Annotated in this window: 13 protein-coding genes, 2 rRNA genes and 1 pseudogene; 3 read left to right on the top strand and 13 right to left on the bottom strand. The window is 41.3% G+C overall.

The annotated features are described in order from the left end of the window. Nucleotide 1: 1 nt before the first annotated feature. The 3 genes from AC0VZ4_RS07235 to AC0VZ4_RS07225 all read right to left on the bottom strand — a co-directional run bounded on the left by AC0VZ4_RS07235 (nt 2) and on the right by AC0VZ4_RS07225 (nt 3,474). Nucleotides 2-328 (bottom strand): hypothetical protein, encoded by a 327-nt coding sequence (locus AC0VZ4_RS07235; protein ID WP_007378332.1) that lies wholly within the window; start codon nt 326-328, stop codon nt 2-4. Nucleotides 329-467: 139 nt separating this feature from the next. Next, nucleotides 468-1,970 (bottom strand): alanine/glycine:cation symporter family protein, encoded by a 1,503-nt coding sequence (locus tag AC0VZ4_RS07230; RefSeq protein WP_007378331.1) that lies wholly within the window; start codon nt 1,968-1,970, stop codon nt 468-470. 376 nt (nt 1,971-2,346) lie between these two features. After that, the gene (locus tag AC0VZ4_RS07225; protein ID WP_008136269.1) at nt 2,347-3,474 is read right to left on the bottom strand and encodes a M14 family metallopeptidase; all 1,128 of its coding nucleotides are present in this window, start codon (nt 3,472-3,474) and stop codon (nt 2,347-2,349) included. A gap of 216 nt (nt 3,475-3,690) precedes the next feature. On the opposite strand from AC0VZ4_RS07225, the gene AC0VZ4_RS07220 reads away from it, so the two are divergent. Continuing rightward, on the top strand, nt 3,691-4,950 hold the full coding sequence (locus tag AC0VZ4_RS07220) for an IS4 family transposase (RefSeq protein ID WP_337119945.1): 1,260 nt from the start codon (nt 3,691-3,693) through the stop codon (nt 4,948-4,950). A gap of 100 nt (nt 4,951-5,050) precedes the next feature. Here AC0VZ4_RS07220 and AC0VZ4_RS07215 read toward each other — a convergent pair whose 3' ends face one another. Further along, a complete protein-coding gene (locus AC0VZ4_RS07215) occupies nt 5,051-5,278 on the bottom strand; it encodes a hypothetical protein (protein WP_475441301.1) in 228 nt (75 codons plus the stop codon). A gap of 60 nt (nt 5,279-5,338) precedes the next feature. On the opposite strand from AC0VZ4_RS07215, the gene AC0VZ4_RS07210 reads away from it, so the two are divergent. Then, nucleotides 5,339-6,598 (top strand): IS256 family transposase, encoded by a 1,260-nt coding sequence (locus AC0VZ4_RS07210; protein WP_475439694.1) that lies wholly within the window; start codon nt 5,339-5,341, stop codon nt 6,596-6,598. A 10-nt stretch (nt 6,599-6,608) separates the two neighbouring features. Here the strand turns inward: AC0VZ4_RS07210 and AC0VZ4_RS07205 are convergent. Further along, nucleotides 6,609-7,751 (bottom strand): annotated as a pseudogene (locus AC0VZ4_RS07205) (IS4 family transposase); the annotation flags it as partial. A gap of 129 nt (nt 7,752-7,880) precedes the next feature. Further along, a complete protein-coding gene (locus tag AC0VZ4_RS07200; protein ID WP_007378329.1) occupies nt 7,881-9,323 on the bottom strand; it encodes a glyceraldehyde-3-phosphate dehydrogenase in 1,443 nt (480 codons plus the stop codon). A gap of 142 nt (nt 9,324-9,465) precedes the next feature. On the opposite strand from AC0VZ4_RS07200, the gene AC0VZ4_RS07195 reads away from it, so the two are divergent. After that, complete coding sequence (locus AC0VZ4_RS07195) at nt 9,466-10,266, top strand: DUF2989 domain-containing protein (protein ID WP_007378328.1); 801 nt, start codon at nt 9,466-9,468, stop codon at nt 10,264-10,266. 78 nt (nt 10,267-10,344) lie between these two features. On the opposite strand, the gene ihfA is transcribed toward AC0VZ4_RS07195, so the two are convergent. The 7 genes from ihfA to AC0VZ4_RS07160 form a co-directional block, all read right to left on the bottom strand. Then, entirely contained in the window at nt 10,345-10,644 is a 300-nt protein-coding gene (gene ihfA / locus AC0VZ4_RS07190) for an integration host factor subunit alpha (RefSeq protein ID WP_002960690.1), read from the bottom strand. Nucleotides 10,645-10,646: 2 nt separating this feature from the next. After that, entirely contained in the window at nt 10,647-13,034 is a 2,388-nt protein-coding gene (gene pheT, locus AC0VZ4_RS07185; protein ID WP_033039153.1) for a phenylalanine--tRNA ligase subunit beta, read from the bottom strand. 15 nt (nt 13,035-13,049) lie between these two features. Next, a complete protein-coding gene (gene pheS / locus AC0VZ4_RS07180) occupies nt 13,050-14,030 on the bottom strand; it encodes a phenylalanine--tRNA ligase subunit alpha (protein WP_007378326.1) in 981 nt (326 codons plus the stop codon). 84 nt (nt 14,031-14,114) lie between these two features. Then, nucleotides 14,115-14,825 carry a DnaA regulatory inactivator Hda gene (hda, locus tag AC0VZ4_RS07175; RefSeq protein ID WP_007378325.1) on the bottom strand — a complete coding sequence of 237 codons (711 nt, stop codon included), beginning with the start codon at nt 14,823-14,825 and terminating at the stop codon, nt 14,115-14,117. Beyond that, nucleotides 14,825-15,880 carry a DUF2066 domain-containing protein gene (locus AC0VZ4_RS07170; RefSeq protein ID WP_475441299.1) on the bottom strand — a complete coding sequence of 352 codons (1,056 nt, stop codon included), beginning with the start codon at nt 15,878-15,880 and terminating at the stop codon, nt 14,825-14,827. Before AC0VZ4_RS07170 ends, hda begins: the two co-directional genes overlap by 1 nt. 434 nt (nt 15,881-16,314) lie before the next feature. Next, a 5S ribosomal RNA gene (rrf, locus tag AC0VZ4_RS07165) occupies nt 16,315-16,429 on the bottom strand. Between the two features lie 150 nt (nt 16,430-16,579). Then, nucleotides 16,580-19,735: ribosomal RNA gene (locus AC0VZ4_RS07160) — 23S ribosomal RNA — on the bottom strand. Nucleotides 19,736-19,809: the final 74 nt, after the last annotated feature.

Raw genomic sequence — 19,809 nt, 5'->3', positions numbered from 1 at the left:
GTCATTTTTTCTTTTTTAGAGTCACTAAAACAATACGGTTTATAAGATACCAAATACACCCTACTCCAATTGCGGCGGTGTAAGCGTACCACTGCAGTGTTTCTTCTTGCGGTTGTAGAAAGTACAAACAGAAAAAACCACCTAAAAATAAAATAAGCGCCAAAAAGGAGTGATTTATAAACATCTGCTTTTTTTTAATTCGCTGTTCGCGCTGAAGTTGTAAAACTTGCTCGTCGTTTAGCTCTGCAATGTTGCTTTCGCAATGCGGACATTGCTTATGTTTATCTGAAATTGATTTTGCACATTTTGGGCAACGAATAATCGCCATACTTCTCTCCATACTACGCATAAAAAAAGCGCCTTTCGGCGCCTTTATTGTACGTGTTTTATTTCTCGTTGTCTTTTTTGAATTCAAACCAATAACTAATTTAGGGGCGATAATTTTCTAAGTTGCCCACTAAGTTTAATTACTCTGCGTCTTTTGACTGCTTTTCTAAGCGTTTTTCCCAGAATGTGGCGTTTTTTATACCCAATTTAACTGGATCAAATATTACTTTTCCGCCTTTTTTCTTTTGTTCTTCATAATCGCTCAAACATAGCAAAGCAGGCTTAGCGACAAAGAAAATGGCTAAAATACCGAGTATGTTAATCCAAGCCATTAAGCCAACACCAATATCACCAATAGTCCAAATATAACCTGAATTATTTACCATGCCGTATGCAACCATAAACATAATTACAAACTTCACAAGAACAAGCGGAATACTGCCCTTAAAATAACGATTTAAGTAAGCAATATTAGTCTCTGCAATAAAGTAATAAGCAAGTATTGTGGTAAAGGCAAAGAAGAATAATGCAATACCGACAAATGCTTGTCCAAAGCTACCAAACACACTAAATAGAGCCATTTGAGTAAAGGCTGCTGATCCCACTTCAGTGGCTGCATCAACATTTTGTACAATAAATTGCCCTGCTGGTAGCTCACCCACAATGTTGTATTGCTGCGTTATTAAAATCATTAATGCAGTTGCAGTACACACAAAGAGGGTATCAACATAAACAGAAAAAGCTTGTACTAAGCCCTGTTGAGCAGGGTGATCAACTTCTGCTGCAGCTGCTGCATGAGGCCCAGTACCTTGGCCAGCTTCATTAGAATATATACCACGTTTAACGCCCCAACCAATAGCAGCACCAAAACCTGCCTGCGCAGTAAATGCATCACTAATAATTAAATAAAATATATCGCCCACTTTATCTAAATTTAAAAATACCACGATTAGTGCCAGTACTATGTAACCAAGCGCCATAAATGGCACTACAATTTGCGTAAAGTTCGCAATACGTTTTATACCGCCAAAAATAATAAATGCCAAAACAATAAGGATAATTGCTAAAGCGACTAATTTAAAGCTGCCTACATCACCAAAGCTAGTAGAAACCATGTTGCCATTGCCAAACACTTGGGTAAACGCATTACCTACCGCATTTGCTTGTACGCCAGGCAGAAAGACACCACATGCTATAATTGCCGAAACAGCGAATAAAATAGCCAACCATTTTTGTCCTAAACAACGGTCAAAATAATACGCTGGGCCACCACGGTATTGCCCGTCTTCTTCTGTTTTATAAATTTGACCTAAAGTAGATTCTGCATATGCGGTACTTGCGCCTAGAAAAGCAACAACCCACATCCAGAAAATAGCGCCTGGTCCGCCAAAACCAATAGCCGCTGCAACGCCAGCGATATTACCGACGCCTACTCGTCCAGACAACGAGACTGCAAGGGCTTGAAAAGATGAGATACCTTTATCTGACGTGTTAGGACTAAATAATAACTTACACATTTCTTTAAAATGTCTAACTTGAGCAAATCGAGTTAATACTGAATAAAACAAGCCTGCGCCTAGGCATAAATAAATGAGTGCATTACTCCAAACAACATCATTAACAGCGCTTACAATAGCTTCCATGGATATCCTCTATAGTTATATTTATTATTTTTAGTTACGAGACTCTGCTTTAGCTACTACGCAACATAAGCTTTACGAAATAAGGTTTTGCCTCTCCCGTCCCGACTCATGATTTAATTAATCTTAACTTAAGTAACCTAACTTTGTTAACACTTAATTTTCAAAATATCTAATTACGTAGCTATTGCAAGGCACTACATCAGCAGTATTTAAAGGAAAGTAGATTGATTTGTACCGATACGGTGATGATACGCAGCGAAGAAACGTTAAAAACGTTTTGGAATGAAGTTGCTATATGATTATTATTTTTTGTAAAAGGGGTTTTACTAAAAACAAAAAGGGCATCAAAACTATTGATACCCTTCAAATAAATGTTTTATCTTAAATTATCAACAACATTAACAATTGCCGCTAACGTATCTTGACCAAATTGATACGAACGACGGTCTGACCAGCCATAGTCTGGATCAGGTAAATCGTTATTATCTTTAAATGGCATTTCAATTGTGTACGTTAATGCTTTAAATTCTTCAGCGGTTGCTGCTGAACCTACCGTTAGGTTAGCTTGGCCTGGCTCATCTTTTGGATAGCCATGCTCATCTTGAAACTCTGGAGTAATCGTTAAAAGCGCGGCTTTAAAGCTATCTTCAAGGCCTTTTAGGCGTGCATCGTAACTTGGAATACCTTCACTGCCTGCCACAAAGTTATACGGAATCGCTTCATCGCCGTGTATGTCTAGGTGCATATCTAAGCCAGCTTCGCGCATTTTATTTAGCACTAGGTAAACCTCAGGGCTATTTTCCATGCTTGGTGTTTGCCATTCACGGTTTAAGTTAACGCCTTTAGCATTAGTACGAAGATGTCCGCGTGCGCTACCGTCTGGATTCATATTTGGCACAACGTAAAATACTGCTTTTGATAGAAGCGCAGCTGCATGTGGGTCTTCGTCATCAAGAAGTTTGTGCAATAGACCTTCTACATACCACTGCGCCATTGTTTCACCTGGATGTTGGCGTGCTGTGATCCAGATGTTTTTCTTGTCTTCACTTGGCTCACCAATTTTAAGCACACTCATATCACGGCCATCGAGTGTTTCACCAAGCGTTATTAATTGGCAAGCGCCTTGGCTTTGTGCCCAAGATAATAAATCTAAATGGCGGTCGTAACTATATGGTGCAAAGTAAGCAAAATACACACTGCCGCACTCTGGTTCAATTTCAAAGCTTAATGTGCCATTTTCATAGCTTGATGGTACACGAAACCATGTTTGGCGGTCATATGATGCAACGGCTTGATACCCTTCCCAACCATCGGGGTAAGCTGATTTATCAAGCTCATTAATATTTAACTTATGCAATTGGTAAGGTGTTGTTTCAAGACGAAAGTGAAACCACTGATAAAATTCAGACTGATGATCTTTATTAATTTCTAATTGAATATTTAAAGGATCGGTGGCTTCAATAACTTTAATATTACCACTGTCGAAATTGCTGCTGATTTTCATGGAAAACCCTTTAGGTTGAATAAGTTTATCTGCTTTTTACTCTGCAGAACTAACACTACTGGTATTAAATACACGTAGTAAAATATTGCAATACTAATAAAAACTGAGCATTGCTAACATTTGAACATAGGTTGGATCTTAAGAAAACTTGAAGTTGAACTCTGTTAATGATCAAATAGTTACGCCAATAAAAACATGACTAAAAACAGAGTTCACATGCAGATTAACCAAGTTTCAAACCAATTAAAAGCCCTTATCTCAGAAAAACACCTCATTGAGCTTGCAAAAACCTCTGGATTTCAAGTTCGACACCGTTGCCTGTCGATCGTTTCTCTGCTCAAAGCCGTATTTAAAAGCTTATCTTGCCTGCAAGACGCTAACTTGTCAGATATCCATCAAAACTTGCGAACGCAGGCTGATTGCACGATAAGTTATAAACCCTTTCATAATCAAATTCGAAAACCAGCCTTGACTGAGCTTGTCCGTGAGCTCGTTATTCAAGCGATGTCTAAATTGACTGTAAACACGCTGGATAAAACCTTTTTTACCCAGCGAGGAATACAGCGAGTGTTATTGCAAGATGGTTCTTCATTTGCTCTACATGATGAATTAGCGCAGGTTTTTGCTGGTCGTTTTACTGCTGTAAGTCCTGCCGCAATTGAGTTGCACGTTACCTATGACCTATTTAATGAACAACCCTGCGAAATAGATATTCGTCCTGATGTTGAAACTGAGCGCGCCTTTTTACCAGGTAGCCACACACTTGAAGATACGTTATTACTTGCTGATGCTGGGTATTTTGACTTAGATTACTTTGAGCAAGTAGCTCAAGATGGCGGATATTTTTTGATCAGAGCAAATAAAAACATTAACCCAATCGTTACATCAGCTTATTGCGCGGGTATAGAGCTTAAAGAAAAGAACATTAAAATCAAAACGTTACTCGATAAATTCGCAAGCCAACCACTTGAATTAACAGTACGTTGGAAGAAAAATGGGCCCGAGTACAGGCTTATCTATTTACCGAATGAAAAGCGCCCCGTTTTCCTTGTTACTAATTTAAAAGAGGCACAGTTTAGCTTTGACGAACTACTCGATATATATGCAACTCGTTGGCAAATTGAGTTGTTTTTCAAAGAACTAAAGTCATGGAATAACCTTAAAGGGTTCATCACACGAGATCCTCATATTGCCGAATCATTGGTTTGGCTGAGCATACTGCAAACACTTATCAAGCGTTTTATCTGCCATAGTGCAGCGGGTATGTTTAAGTGTGCGATCTCGACATTTAGAGCGAGTAAGTGCAGTTATCTTTGGTTGGATGATATTCTGGATTGCATAGAACAAACACGGTGCAGCCATAAGATACATCGTGTATTTGAGCTACTAGCGGTAAATTGTAAGCGGCAAAGCATTGAGAAAAACAATGATATTTGCCGTTTTAAGATAGGAAGTCACACGGTCTGTGTTCCTTAAGAACTAAGCTATGAACATTTGAATAATTAAAGCCTATCACAAGGCATACGCTTTAAAAATAATACACGACCAAAAAAGCCAGCAACATGCTTAATGCCAGTCAGTTAACAGCTGACTGGCGTTTTTTATTGGGGTATTTACTGGGTTTTGGTTTCACACACCTCGGATACGCCCGCTCCCGTTTTATCGGCAATATGTGATGTTCAACTTGAGCTTGTAATTGCTCTATTGATTTAGGTATCCGTCCTGCATTTTCTATAAACATTGTATGAATAAGGTTAATAATACTAAGAGCTATAGTCGTTTCTGGTGTATGAGAAAAAGTCATTGCGATGTAATCTGTTAATTGATCTTGACCGGATCAACAATTAACCAGAGAGACATCGCAATGACTGAAAATGATAATGTTATTTCCATTGAAAAACCAGACAATCCGTTAGAGCAGTTGCTTAAAAGCGGGGCGCAGCAGTTGTTAGCTCAAGCGATTGAGGCTGAGTTGGCTGTTTTATTGGCTCAATACCAGCATGAGACCGTCGAGGGACTTCAGCGGATCGTCAAAAATGGTCACCAGCCTGAGCGTACGATCCAAACAGGCCTTGGTGATATTGAGGTCAAAATACCTAAAGTCAGGGATCGAAAAAAGGAAGGCATTAAATTCAATAGTGCCTTGATCCCGCCTTATCTGAAACGGACAAAAAATATCGAAGAGCTGATCCCATGGCTCTATTTACGAGGAATTTCGACGGGTGATATGCAGCCCGCTTTAGTGTCTCTTTTAGGCGAGCAAGCCAAAGGTTTGTCGGCCAATAGTGTCTCTCGGTTGAAATCCACCTGGGAAACGGAGTATCAGCAGTGGTCTAAACGTTCCTTGGCTAAACGTCGATATGTGTATATCTGGGCCGATGGGATTTACAGTAAAATTCGAATGGATGATAAGCTGTGCTTACTGGTAATTATGGGGGTAGATGAAACGGGCAGAAAGGAGCTATTGGCGGTGGTTGACGGGGTTCGTGAGTCTGAGCAGAGCTGGACTGAAGTGTTAAATCAGTTGCGCTCACAGGGTCTAACAATACCACCAAAATTGGCCATAGGGGATGGTGCGCTGGGGTTTTGGAATGCCCTCACCAAAGTATGGCCAACAACCCAACATCAACGTTGCTGGGTGCATAAAATCGCGAATGTGCTAAACAAAGTGCCGAAATCAATGCAACCTAAAATCAAAGCGAATTTACAAGATATCTGGATGGCAGAGAGTCGAGCTTCTGCTTATAAAGCGTATGATTTATTTGTTAAAAATTACTCAGTCAAATACCCAAAAGCGACGGATTGCTTGATGAAGGATAAAGATGAAATGCTGGCATTTTATGATTATCCTGCTGAGCATTGGATGCACATAAGAACGAGTAATCCGATAGAGTCAACGTTTGCGACGGTAAGGCTGAGAACGCATAAAGTGAAGAGTTGTGGCAGCCGGACAACCACCTTAATGATGGTTTTTAAACTCGCGCAGTCGGCAGAGAAAAAATGGTACCGCTTGCGAGGGTTTAAGTTACTGGCTGAAGTAATTACAGGGGTAAAATTTAAAGACGGCGAAAGAATAACTCAAGATCAAACAGAGCATCAAGATGAGCTCATACACCAGATTTGACAATAACTCTAATACTAATAGCACACGTCGTAAAACTCAGGTGTTTTGCATATATTCCAGACTTTTTCTGCGCCATTTTCACCATCTGGTATCGGAGCAAGTTATAGCTCAACATTACGCCCCATAATTCTTGCGCTATCATCTCAGGTTTCTTGCTGCGTAGCGTGAAGTGACTATTCAGTAACGTTTGTTTCATTTCTCGATAACCAAGTTCAATTTCCCACCGTTCACTATAGAGGTCAACAATGTCAGCCTTAGGGAAACGCATTGGATCAGTCAGTGAAGTGAGTATATTCACTTCTTTCCCCTTAACCGTTTTTGTGACTAGCCTGACTTCAATACTCTGTGGTAAATCGTCGAACTTTTTTCTCGCTTGTGCTGTTGCTTTTAGCTTGATAAGTTTGTCTTGACGACCTAAAGAGCGAACAATTTCATATTGCGTGCCTTTTCTCATCGGTTGAAGCCAATGCCTATTTCCCCCAGCATGATGCCAACGATTGAGTAAGCCTAGAGAATAGAAGCCTCTATCAAATAACGTCAGTGAGTTATCGGGTGTTGCCTCGATTAAGTCTTCAGCCAACACCATTTCACTAGTACGACAACTATCAAAGGCGCTCCCCATTAATAAATGGCTAGTTAACTCCATCAAACACACCATGCGAACCTGAGGGAAAGCCGTGTCACCATGCTGATTTTTCCACACGGAGAATGCATGTTGATTTTCAGCAGTATCCGGTGTGCGCCAAATAACACCATCAACACCCAGTAGTGATAGCCCGCACCATGTGGGATGGTTCGCATCAGCATTCCACATTTGCTGACTTTTCTCAAAAACCTGTTTAACGGCATCAGCCCCAAGCCGCTGCCTAGCCTGTACAACCGCACTGGGTGCAACGAGTTCTTTTTTACCTGGTAAAGCGAGCCCTAATTTACTGACAATACTCCACAGTGGGTCTTCACGATAAAACGACATACAAATGACTGTCCAAACGGCCATCTCAACAGGAAGCCTTCTTTTCCTTATCGTCGCGACACCAGCGGTTTCAGCGCATTGTTTGATAAACTCAGGACATAAAAAATCACTCAGTTGACCTAAGCCTTCTGAATTGGGTGCGTAGCTATTGGCAAGAGAAAGTGCGGTAGTGAGTTGCAAAATAAAAGGCTCCTGAATAAATTCAGAAGCCTTTATAAACTAACCAGAAGATCAGTCAATGGATCGTCAAATATTTCTTAACTGATCGGCATTAAGCAACATGCTGGCTTTTACGTCACTGCAAACAAATTAGCGAGGTAAGCTTGGGAATGACACTTCGGCCATATCGCGCATACAACGTACTACTTGGCAGCTGTAACCAAACTCATTGTCGTACCATACATATAAAACAATACGGTTATCTTCAACAATTGTTGCTTGTGAATCAACAACACCTGCGTAACGGCTACCTACTAAATCGGTAGATACAATTTCCGTTGATGCAGTGTAATCAATTTGATCACGTAAGTCTGAATGAAGTGCTGTATCGCGTAAAAATGCGTTTAGCTCTTCAACAGAAGTACTTGTTGCTAAATTAAGGTTTAAAATAGCTAACGATACGTTAGGCGTAGGTACGCGGATAGCATTACCTGTTAACTTACCTTCAAGCTCTGGTAATGCTTTTGAAACCGCTTTTGCAGCTCCCGTTTCAGTAATTACCATGTTAAGTGCTGCGGCGCGGCCACGGCGCTCTGCTTTGTGGTAGTTATCAATAAGGTTTTGATCGTTCGTGTATGAGTGAACAGTTTCAACATGGCCATTATTAATACCAAACTTATCGTTTAGTGCTTTAAGCGTTGGTGTAATTGCGTTAGTTGTACAGCTTGCTGCACAAACAATTTTATCTTCAGGTAAAATATCTTTGTTATTCACACCATATACGATGTTTTTGATATTACCTTTTGCTGGTGCTGTTAATAATACTTTTGCAGCGCCCTGACACTCTAGGTGTTGGCCAAGGCCCGCTTCGTCTTTCCAAATACCGGTGTTATCAACGATTAATGCATTGTCGATACCGTATTGGGTGTAATCAATTTCGCTAGGAGAGTTAGCGTAAATAACTTGAATGTAGCTACCGTTAGCTTTAATTGCATTACGTTCTTTATCAATCGTGATTGAGCCATTGAATGGACCGTGAATTGAATCGCGACGCAATAAGCTTGCACGTTTTTCAAGATCACCATCTTTACCACCACGCACAACAATAGCGCGCAAACGTAAATCTGAATATGGACCTGATTTTTCAATTAATAAACGCGCGAGTAAACGACCAATACGACCAAAACCATACAACACAACATCGCGTGGTTCTTTCGCTGGTAAATCAGCTATTTCTGCAAGTTCGTCTTTAACAAACTCTTCGACTGAACGACCATTTGCGGCTTCAGTGAATAAATAACTATATGCAAGCTTACCAATATCAATACGTGCAGAGTTTAATTCCATTTTGCTGATAGCTTCTAAAAATGGGAAGCTTTCGCGCAAACGTAATTTAGTGCCTTCAAACTGAGCAACGGTTTTGTGAGATTTGATAATATCGATAGTACTGGCATTTACGAGAGGACGGCCATATACAGCAATTTCAATACCACGATTACGATAAAGCTTACCAATGATTGGTTGCATACTTTCTGCGTAATCTTGGCGCTCTTGCCAACTATTTGTGTATTCTAACTCGTGAGATGAGGTCATTTTATTTACCTAAGTTAAACATTTTGAACGGATAGCCCAAATGGGCACTGCCATTCTAATTTAATCTGACGTTATTCTCTACTGTTAGGAGTTAAATGATTGAGCTAGAATAGGAGGGTATATATTCATTTGGGGTTAAGGGATGTTTCTAAAAGCAAGTGTTTTACTAGGGTTGGTAGCCCTAACTGGGTGTGGAGATCAGTTGACACTCTCAAAGGTATGCAAAGAAACACCAGGGTTTTGTGCCGATCTAAATAAAGATAGCCACTGTAAGGAGCCTCGCGCAGAGGTTATTATAAAACGCTACACAGAATATAAAGACCCGACAGATGAAAATAAATACCAATTACTTAAAGGATTTGAAGACTACAATCAATGCATAACATTGGCTGCAAAAATCGAGCACGTAAAACTCAAAGAAAAAACAACCTCTCGTATTGATGGGCAACTAACTAGTATTAAAGAAATAACACGCTTATATCAAGATACTAAAAATACTAACCACCCAGGTTTACTTTATTACCATTGGTCGCGCAATAATAATCAAAGTGCACTAACTAAACTTCTTTCGCTAGAAAACGAAACGAGTGTGACACAAAGTGCTGAAATGCAATTTTTCTTAGCGTCGTATTACATTAAATTCGATGATGAAAAAACCATTGATTTACTCTACAAAACATTAGAGTTAAATAAAAAAGACACCGTACCTAACCCCGAAGTCCTTACCTCATTAATTAGCCTGTTTTATAAACATGATAAATTTAAGCATGCATATATATTTTCTAAAGTGGGCCAAATGTTCGGTATTGAAAATATTGAACTGCTGCCAATAGAACATCAACTAATTAGTAGCGGTAAAAGCTTAGACAGCTTAGATATACTTGCAGAGCAAACATATTTGCAAATACAAAACGGTGAGTTTGTATCACCTAGAGAGTTTTAATTTATTAGTATAAAAATAAGCTAACTTTTTAGTTAGCTTATTCATGTAAAATAAAAAGGCAGCTTACGCTGCCTTTTTTTATTTTGCTTTACTTGTGCCCACTTCTACGCGGGTTTTAAGCTTTTGACCTGGTCGAAAGGTCACCACACGACGCGCCGAAATAGGAATATCTTCGCCTGTTTTCGGGTTGCGGCCTGGTCTTTCTTTTTTGTCTCGAAGATCAAAGTTACCAAATCCAGAGAGCTTAACCTGCTCGCCTTTTTCTAGCGCTGAGCGGATTTCTTCAAAAAACGCTTCAACTAAATCTTTGGCATCTTTTTTATTGATCCCGAGCTTTTCAAATAGGTGTTCAGCTATGTCGGCTTTAGTAAGCGCCATATCTAGTCCCTCAACGATGCATTAAACTGTTCGGCCAATTCGGCCACCACGTTATCAACTACTAGATTGATATCTTTCTCTTCGAGTGTTCTATCAACCGCTTGCAGTGTTAGAGCAATCGCCAAACTCTTATAATTTGGCTCAATACCTTTACCCTTATACACATCGAATAAGTTTAGGTCAACCAATTGATTTCCGCCAACTTTTTCGATCACGCTTAAAATGTCACCCGATTTAACGCTGTCTGCCACTAAAATCGCGATGTCGCGGCGATTTGAAGGGAATTTAGACACCCCTTCTGCTTGCGGTAAATTTCTTTTTTCTATTGCTGACATTTCAATTTCAAAAACAAAAGTTGCGTTGTTGATATCTAACAACTTTTGAGCTTGTGGATGTAAAGCGCCAAAAAAGCCAACCTTTTTACCATCAACATATATTACTGCTGATTGACCAGGGTGAAGCCCATCTGACTGCTCTGCTTTAATTTCAAAACGAGTAACGTCATTGGTAATTGCAAGTAAGGCTTCAACATCACCTTTTAGGTCATAAAAATCAACATTACGTTTCTCTTCAACCCAATGTTCACCATTTACAAGACCAGTAATAACACCACCAATAACCGGTACTTGGTAAACACCGTTTTCTGCACTTTCGTCGCTTATAAATTTAAGACCATGTTCGAATAAACGAATACGAGGTTGTTGGCGATTTTGGTTATACGCTACAGACGCTAATAAACCCGGCATTAAACTTACGCGCATTGCCGACATTTCAATTGAAATAGGGTGCGGTAATACCATTGCTTTACATTCTGGATGCAAAATAGCTTGTGCCTTAGGGTCTACAAAACTGTATGTAATTGCTTCTTGGTAACCACGAGTCACTAACGTATTGCGGAACTTGCTAAGCGCAATCGTTGCTTCGTTATGTGTCGTCATTTTAAGTTTTGCTGTAGGCGCAACATTAGGAATGCTGTTGTAACCGTAAACACGTGCTACTTCTTCAATTAAGTCTTCTTCAATGCGAATATCAAAACGGTAGCTTGGTACATCAGCACTCCAGCTATCATTTTCTACTTTTACATCAAGTCCTAAACGCGTAAGAATATCGGTTACTTTAGCATCTTCAATATGATGGCCAATAACACGGTCTAAACGTGCGCGACGAAGGCGTACTTCAGTCACTTTTGGTAGTTTGTCAGCTGCGACAGCTTCGACAACAGGACCTGCTTGACCGCCTACTATTTCAAGAAGAAGTGCTGTCGCACGTTCCATTGCATCGTGTTGCAGAGCAAAATCAACACCGCGTTCATAACGGTGTGAAGCATCAGTGTGCAAACCGTAGCTACGTGCTTGGCCTGCAATTGCAACAGGATTAAAAAATGCACTTTCGAGTAAAATATCAGATGTTTTATCTGTAACGCCTGATTGCTCACCACCAAAAACACCCGCAATTGCAAGTGCTTTGTTATGATCGGCTATCACAAGTGTTGTGTCGTTTAATTTAGCGGTATTACCATCTAATAAAACAAGTTCTTCACCTGCATTTGCACTACGAACTTTAATACCACCTTCAATCGCATTTAAATCAAACGCGTGCATTGGATGACCAAGCTCAAGTAATACATAGTTAGTCACATCAACTACTGGATCAATTGAACGTACACCACTACGACGTAGCTTTTCAACCATCCAAAGTGGTGTTTCTGCATCAAGGTTAATGCCTTTGATCACACGGCCAAGGTAACGAGGACATGCATCTTCGTTAACTAGCTCAATTGATACTTTGTCATCAATTGTTGGCGTAACCGCAGGAATATCTAATACACTTACGTCAATGCTGTTTAAAACACCGACTTCACGTGCTAGACCTTTTATACCTAAGCAGTCACCACGGTTTGGCGTTAAATCAACATCTATAATGTTGTCATCAAGACCTAGGTAGTCACGTAAATCAGTCCCTACTGGTGCATCGCTTGGCAATTCCATAATGCCGTCGCCTTCTTCGCTAATACCTAGCTCAACAAAAGCACATAGCATTCCGTTTGAAGGTTGACCGCGTAGTTTAGCTTTTTTAATTTTAAAGTCACCAGGAAGTACAGCGCCCACAGTTGCAACAGCAACTTTAATACCTAAACGACAATTTGCTGCACCACATACGATATCAAGTAGCTCATCGCCACCTACGTTAATTTTGGTAACACGTAGTTTATCTGCATCAGGGTGTTGCCCACATTCAACAACTTCACCCACAACTACGCCATTAAATTTGGCCGCAGCAGGCTCAACGCCATCAACTTCTAGACCAGCCATTGAAAGCTGTTCCGAAAGAGCTTGCGTATCAATAGCAGGATTTACCCACTCTCTTAACCACTTTTCACTAAATTTCATTTTATTATTTCACTCTTAACGGAACTGGTTCAGGAATTTTAAGTCATTTTCGAAAAATGCACGTAAATCGTTTACGCCATAGCGCAACATAGTTAAACGCTCTACACCCATACCAAAAGCAAAGCCGGTGTATTTTTCTGGGTCAATGCCCACAGACTTAAGTACATTTGGATGTACCATGCCGCAGCCTAGTACTTCTAACCACTTACCGTCTTTACCCATAACATCTACTTCAGCTGAAGGTTCTGTAAATGGGAAGAATGAAGGACGGAACCGAATTTCCATATCTTCTTCAAAAAAGTTACGTAAAAAATCATGCAAAATACCTTTTAGCTCAGTAAAGCTAACATCGGTATCAACCATTAAACCTTCAACCTGATGAAACATAGGTGTATGTGTTTGATCGTAATCGTTACGGTATACACGTCCAGGTGAAATGATGCGCAGTGGTGGCTGCTCAGTTTCCATAGTACGAATTTGCACGCCACTTGTCTGTGTACGTAGTACTAATTTAGGATTGAAATAAAAGGTATCATGATCAGCACGTGCTGGATGGTGCTCTGGAATATTTAGCGCATCAAAGTTATGAAAATCGTCTTCGATTTCTGGACCAGATTTAACTTCAAAACCTAACTCACCGAAAAAGCTTTCTATGCGCTCAATAGTGCGCGTAACTGGGTGTAAACCGCCAGTAGGCATAGCACGCCCAGGTAGAGTTACATCTATAGTTTCAGCAGCTAGCTTTTCTTCAAGTGCTTTACTTGCTAGCAATTCACGCTTTTCGTTGATAGCAGCTTGTACATCTTGTTTAGCTTGGTTTATAACTTGGCCTGCTTCTTTACGTTCTTCAGGTGCTATTTTGCCTAGCGTTTTAAGCAAGCTTGTGATTTCGCCTTTTTTGCCAAGGTAATTAACCCTGATTTCTTCTAACTGCGCGATTTCACTGGCACTGGCTACCGCCTCAAGTGCTTGCGCTAATATGTTTTCTAAGTTCATTCGATACCTGATCTTTCACAGAAGGTGATTGCTGTTAAGTAATAGCTTATGATAACTGAAAGCAGGGTCTAGATTCTAGACCTACTACAGCTTTAACGTTGATTTTATAAAAGGAATTGTTAATTTTCTCTGTGCAGCCATTGACGCATGATCTAATTTGTCGAGTACATCGAGCAAAGCACGCATATCACGGCTTAAACGCGTTAATAAAAAACGTGCACATTCATCACTTAATTCAAGGCCGCGCATATGGGCGCGCTTAACAAGTGCTTGTGCTTTATCGTCATCACTCATAGAGCGAATTTGAAAGGTTGTTCCCCACGTTAAGCGAGACTCTAAATCTGGCAACGTAATATTAAGCATGCTAGGAAGTAAATCGGCAGTTACTACTAACATTTTACCGGGTTCGTTAAACCGGTTAAAAAAGTTAAATAGTGCTTTTTCCCATGCATCATTCCCTGCGACTAAATGCACGTCATCAATACATAAAACATCAAGCGCTTCTAAACCGTCTAGTACCATAGGTCCAAAATCAATCACTTCGCGCATAGACAGTAGCATATTAGACAGGCCACGCTCTTGAGCTTTAATGCAGGTCGCATACAAAAGGTGAGACTTACCCGAGTCACCTAATCCACATAAATAGGTATACTGAAACGTTTTTGCTAACTTCGAAAAGCTATCTTTTAAATGGTTAACCTCTAACGAATCTTCCCCACCAAAGTACGATGCAAATGTTTCGTCATCCGGTAAAGTAACCGGTAATGCCATTTGCATCGGCTCAGAAGTTAGCATTATGGCGTTATCCATTGATACTCTAAGCTATTTTTATCAACAACATGATAAAAAGCGCGTGGATCCTCATAATCTTTAAATGAGGAGTCTAACCCTAATCCTTTTTTAAGATCGCTTAGGTTACCAGTATGGTTTAGCTTAAACTCTACAAACTCCGGTGTTTTACGCACAATTTTAACTTGAGTAACAACGCTTAAACTCAATAACCTTCGTTTTGCTAATTCAACATCAATAAAACTTTGCGTGTCCTTTAGCGTAAGCATAGCAGTAGCTTGTTCATAATAAGCATTTGGATCAATAGCGTACTCGCTTGCAAGACCTCGTGCTAAGGTATCGATCATTTGGCTTACTATTTGCTGCTTATCACCCGTTAATCTATTTGAATCAAATAAATCATCATTTGTAAAACGCCAATCTAAAATCCAATTTTCGCTATCCGCTTCTTTATACATTCTTGCCGTAATACTTCGCTCAGCACTGTAGCGTTTAGAAGCCTCTTCTACTGGTTCTGAAAAGTTACCCCATACTTCAGGGATACCTACTAAACGTCTATCTTGTAAATCAAGTAATGGCACTACAACGGGTAGCCCCCGGCGTCCTGCCTTGTCATAAATTAACTGCTCTAGCTGCGGGTAACTTTCTTGTGTTACTAATTCTCTGCGCCAGTTGTCTTCAATACCTAACCATATTGCAACTAATGGGCGCTGCAGTCCCCATAAAGGTAAGTTTAATTCTTTGATTAGCGCGTTGATCTTTCGAGCTTCAAATTTAACAACGAGTTTCAATTGTCCATTTGCTCTCTCGTCATATTCAAACTTAAGTATATAATCAGAAATATCTTTAGTGCGTTGCTGTGCTAATTTATTTTGATCCGCAGTTTCATCACCGCTTACTTTCACTAAGACATTGAGTAAAGCTTTGCGACTCGCCGCTAATCGAGTATCTCGTGTTTTATCATCCACTTTTAAAATATCTTGATATAGATCAGTTACTTCAACTGCCGTTACAGAAAAACAAAATAAAATGGATATGGCACTAATTAATAATCTATACACAGGCTATTAGTTCTTGGTTTTAAACTGATTTGATCCTAAATCAAAGACAGTAACAAAGCAAAATTAAATTTGTTATCTAAGGAAATGAAAGTAATTGGCTTTTGTAGAAAGTAAAAAAGATTAAATATAAATAAGTGCGTAGTACGCTATTCACCTACCCTTAACTTTATTGCAGACGTAAAAAAGCCCGAATCGTTAGATTCGGGCTCTCTACAATTTGAAGCCTGGTAATGTCGTAGTGCCCACAGCGGTGAAGAGTCACATAGCAAATGTAAACTATCATTGTGTCGGGGCGGCCTTCCGTAGGGCTCGCCTTCGAGCTGTTTGGTTTCACTACTGAGTTCGGTATGGGCTCTGGCTACCGCTTTTATTTTCACTTTTCTGCAGACGTAAAAAAGCCCGACTATTTCTAGTCGGGCTCTCTACAATTTGAAGCCTGGTAATGTCCTACTTTCACATAGCAAATGCTACACTATCATCGGCGCTGTTTCGTTTCACTACTGAGTTCGGCATGGAGTCAGGTGGGTCCAAAACGCTATTGTCACCAAGCAAATTTGGGCGTTAATACGTATTTCTGCGCATTAACTGAATTTGGAAAATATCTGATAATATTTTTTAAGTCTTTCTAAGTAATTTCTACTTTAGTCATATTAACTTCTTCGCTTGTTTCACTATCACATAAAACGCGTTTGGCGTTGTATGGTTAAGCCTCACGGGTAATTAGTACAAGTTAGCTTAATGGCTCACACCACTTCCACATCTTGCCTATCAACGTTGTAGTCTTCAACGGCCCTTCAGAGACTTTAAAAGTCTAGTGAGAACTCATCTCGAGGCCTGCTTCGCGCTTAGATGCTTTCAGCGCTTATCAGTTCCGAACGTAGCTACCGGGCAATGCCATTGGCATGACAACCCGAACACCAGCGGTTCGTTCACTCCGGTCCTCTCGTACTAGGAGCAACCCCTCTCAATTCTCAAACGCCCACGGCAGATAGGGACCGAACTGTCTCACGACGTTCTAAACCCAGCTCGCGTACCACTTTAAATGGCGAACAGCCATACCCTTGGGACCGACTTCAGCCCCAGGATGTGATGAGCCGACATCGAGGTGCCAAACACCGCCGTCGATATGAACTCTTGGGCGGTATCAGCCTGTTATCCCCGGAGTACCTTTTATCCGTTGAGCGATGGCCCTTCCATTCAGAACCACCGGATCACTATGACCTACTTTCGTACCTGCTCGACGTGTCTGTCTCGCAGTTAAGCTGGCTTCTACCATTACACTAACCGTACGATGTCCGACCGTACTTAGCCAACCTTCGTGCTCCTCCGTTACTCTTTAGGAGGAGACCGCCCCAGTCAAACTACCCACCAGGCACTGTCCGTAACCCCGATTCAGGGGCCAACGTTAGAACATCAAAACTACAAGGGTGGTATTTCAAGGTTGACTCCAACAAAACTAGCGTCTCATCTTCTAAGTCTCCCACCTATCCTACACATGTAGGTTCAATGTTCAGTGCCAAGCTGTAGTAAAGGTTCACGGGGTCTTTCCGTCTAGCCGCGGGTACACAGCATCTTCACTGCGATTTCAATTTCACTGAGTCTCGGGTGGAGACAGCGTGGCCATGGTTACACCATTCGTGCAGGTCGGAACTTACCCGACAAGGAATTTCGCTACCTTAGGACCGTTATAGTTACGGCCGCCGTTTACCGGGGCTTCGATCAAGAGCTTCTCCCTAAGGATAACCCCATCAATTAACCTTCCGGCACCGGGCAGGTGTCACACCGTATACGTCATCTTGCGATTTTGCACAGTGCTGTGTTTTTAATAAACAGTCCCAGCCACCTGGTCACTGCGGCTCCCGTCCGCTTAGAGAGCAAGTCTCATCACAGATAGGAGCGTACCTTCTCCCGAAGTTACGGTACGATTTTGCCTAGTTCCTTCACCCGAGTTCTCTCAAGCGCCTTAGTATTCTCTACCTGACCACCTGTGTCGGTTTGGGGTACGATTCCATATAATCTGAAGCTTAGAGGCTTTTCCTGGAAGTATGGCATCAGCAACTTCATCACCGTAGTGACTCGTCTCGTGTCTCAGGTTTAGTGTTCGTCCGGATTTACCTAAACAAACGCCCTACTCACTTTCACATAGACTACCAACGCTATGCTTGCTTAGCCTGCTCCGTCCCCCCATCGCAATTATATCGAGTACAGAAATATTAATCTGTTTCCCATCGACTACGCCTTTCGGCCTCGCCTTAGGGGTTGACTTACCCTACCCTGATTAACATGGGATAGGAACCCTTGGTCTTCCGGCGTGGGAGTTTTTCACTCCCATTATCGTTACTCATGTCAGCATTCGCACTTCTGATACGTCCAGCATACCTCCCGGTACACCTTCAACCGCTTACAGAACGCTCCCCTACCACTCAGAATAAATTCTGAATCCGCAGCTTCGGTGCATAGTTTAGCCCCGTTACATCTTCCGCGCAGACCGACTCGACCAGTGAGCTATTACGCTTTCTTTAAAGGATGGCTGCTTCTAAGCCAACCTCCTGGCTGTCTGGGCCTTTCCACATCGTTTCCCACTTAACTATGACTTTGGGACCTTAGCTGGCGGTCTGGGTTGTTTCCCTCTTCACGACGGACGTTAGCACCCGCCGTGTGTCTCCCGGATATTACTTTACGGTATTCGGAGTTTGCAAAGGGTTGGTAAGTCGGGATGACCCCCTAGCCTTAACAGTGCTCTACCCCCGTAAGTATTCGTCCGAGGCTCTACCTAAATAGATTTCGGGGAGAACCAGCTATCTCCCGGTTTGATTAGCCTTTCACTCCTAACCACAGGTCATCCCCTAACTTTTCAACGTTAGTGGGTTCGGTCCTCCAGTTGATGTTACTCAACCTTCAACCTGCCCATGGCTAGATCACCGGGTTTCGGGTCTATACCTTGCAACTATTCGCCCAGTTAAGACTCGGTTTCCCTACGGCTACCCTAATCGGTTAACCTCGCTACAAAATATAAGTCGCTGACCCATTATACAAAAGGTACGCAGTCACCCATCCCAAATGCCTCTTAAATGAGAGGCAAAGCCTCTCATTAACAACTACATACTTTTTTTACACTTAATCAATGGATTCCACCATGATTCACACTTTGTGCTTAACACAACTTTAGAATCTTCACCAACTAGTGATTTTTTTGATTCAAACTTATTTTCTTGTGCTGTAGTGCTAAATGAAAGTGTAAGTAAAATAGTTAACCCTGTTATTTTTAACATTCTTATTCTCCGTCGATACAATTCCATTTGCCAATCAAAAGGAATTTGGCGATGGGCTCCTACTGCTTGTACGTACACGGTTTCAGGTTCTATTTCACTCCCCTCACAGGGGTTCTTTTCGCCTTTCCCTCACGGTACTGGTTCACTATCGGTCAGTTGGGAGTATTTAGCCTTAGATGATGGTCCACCTATATTCAGTCAAAGTTTCACGTGCTCCGACCTACTCGATTTCACTTAAAATGTCTTTTCATGTACGGGACTATCACCCTGTATCGTGGCGCTTTCCAGCAGCCTTCCATTAACACATAATGAGCTTAAGGGCTGTTCCGATTTCGCTCGCCGCTACTTTCGGAATCTCGGTTGATTTCTTTTCCTACGGGTACTTAGATGTTTCAGTTCTCCGCGTTCGCCTCGTTAACCTATGTATTCAGTTAACGATACCTGCAAGCAGGTGGGTTTCCCCATTCGGAAATCCTAGTCTCAAGCGCTTTTTACTAGCTTGACTAGGCTTATCGCAAGTTAATACGTCCTTCATCGCCTCCAACTGCCAAGGCATCCACCGTGTACGCTTAGTCACTTAACCATACAACCCAAACGGGCCTTTGTTTCGTGACAGTTTAACTTCGCCAGAAGTCAATATTGAATACTAAAGTAGAT

This window comes from Pseudoalteromonas sp. QJM3NY_22, from assembly GCF_056173065.1.
This window is presented reverse-complemented; position numbering and strand designations above follow the sequence as displayed.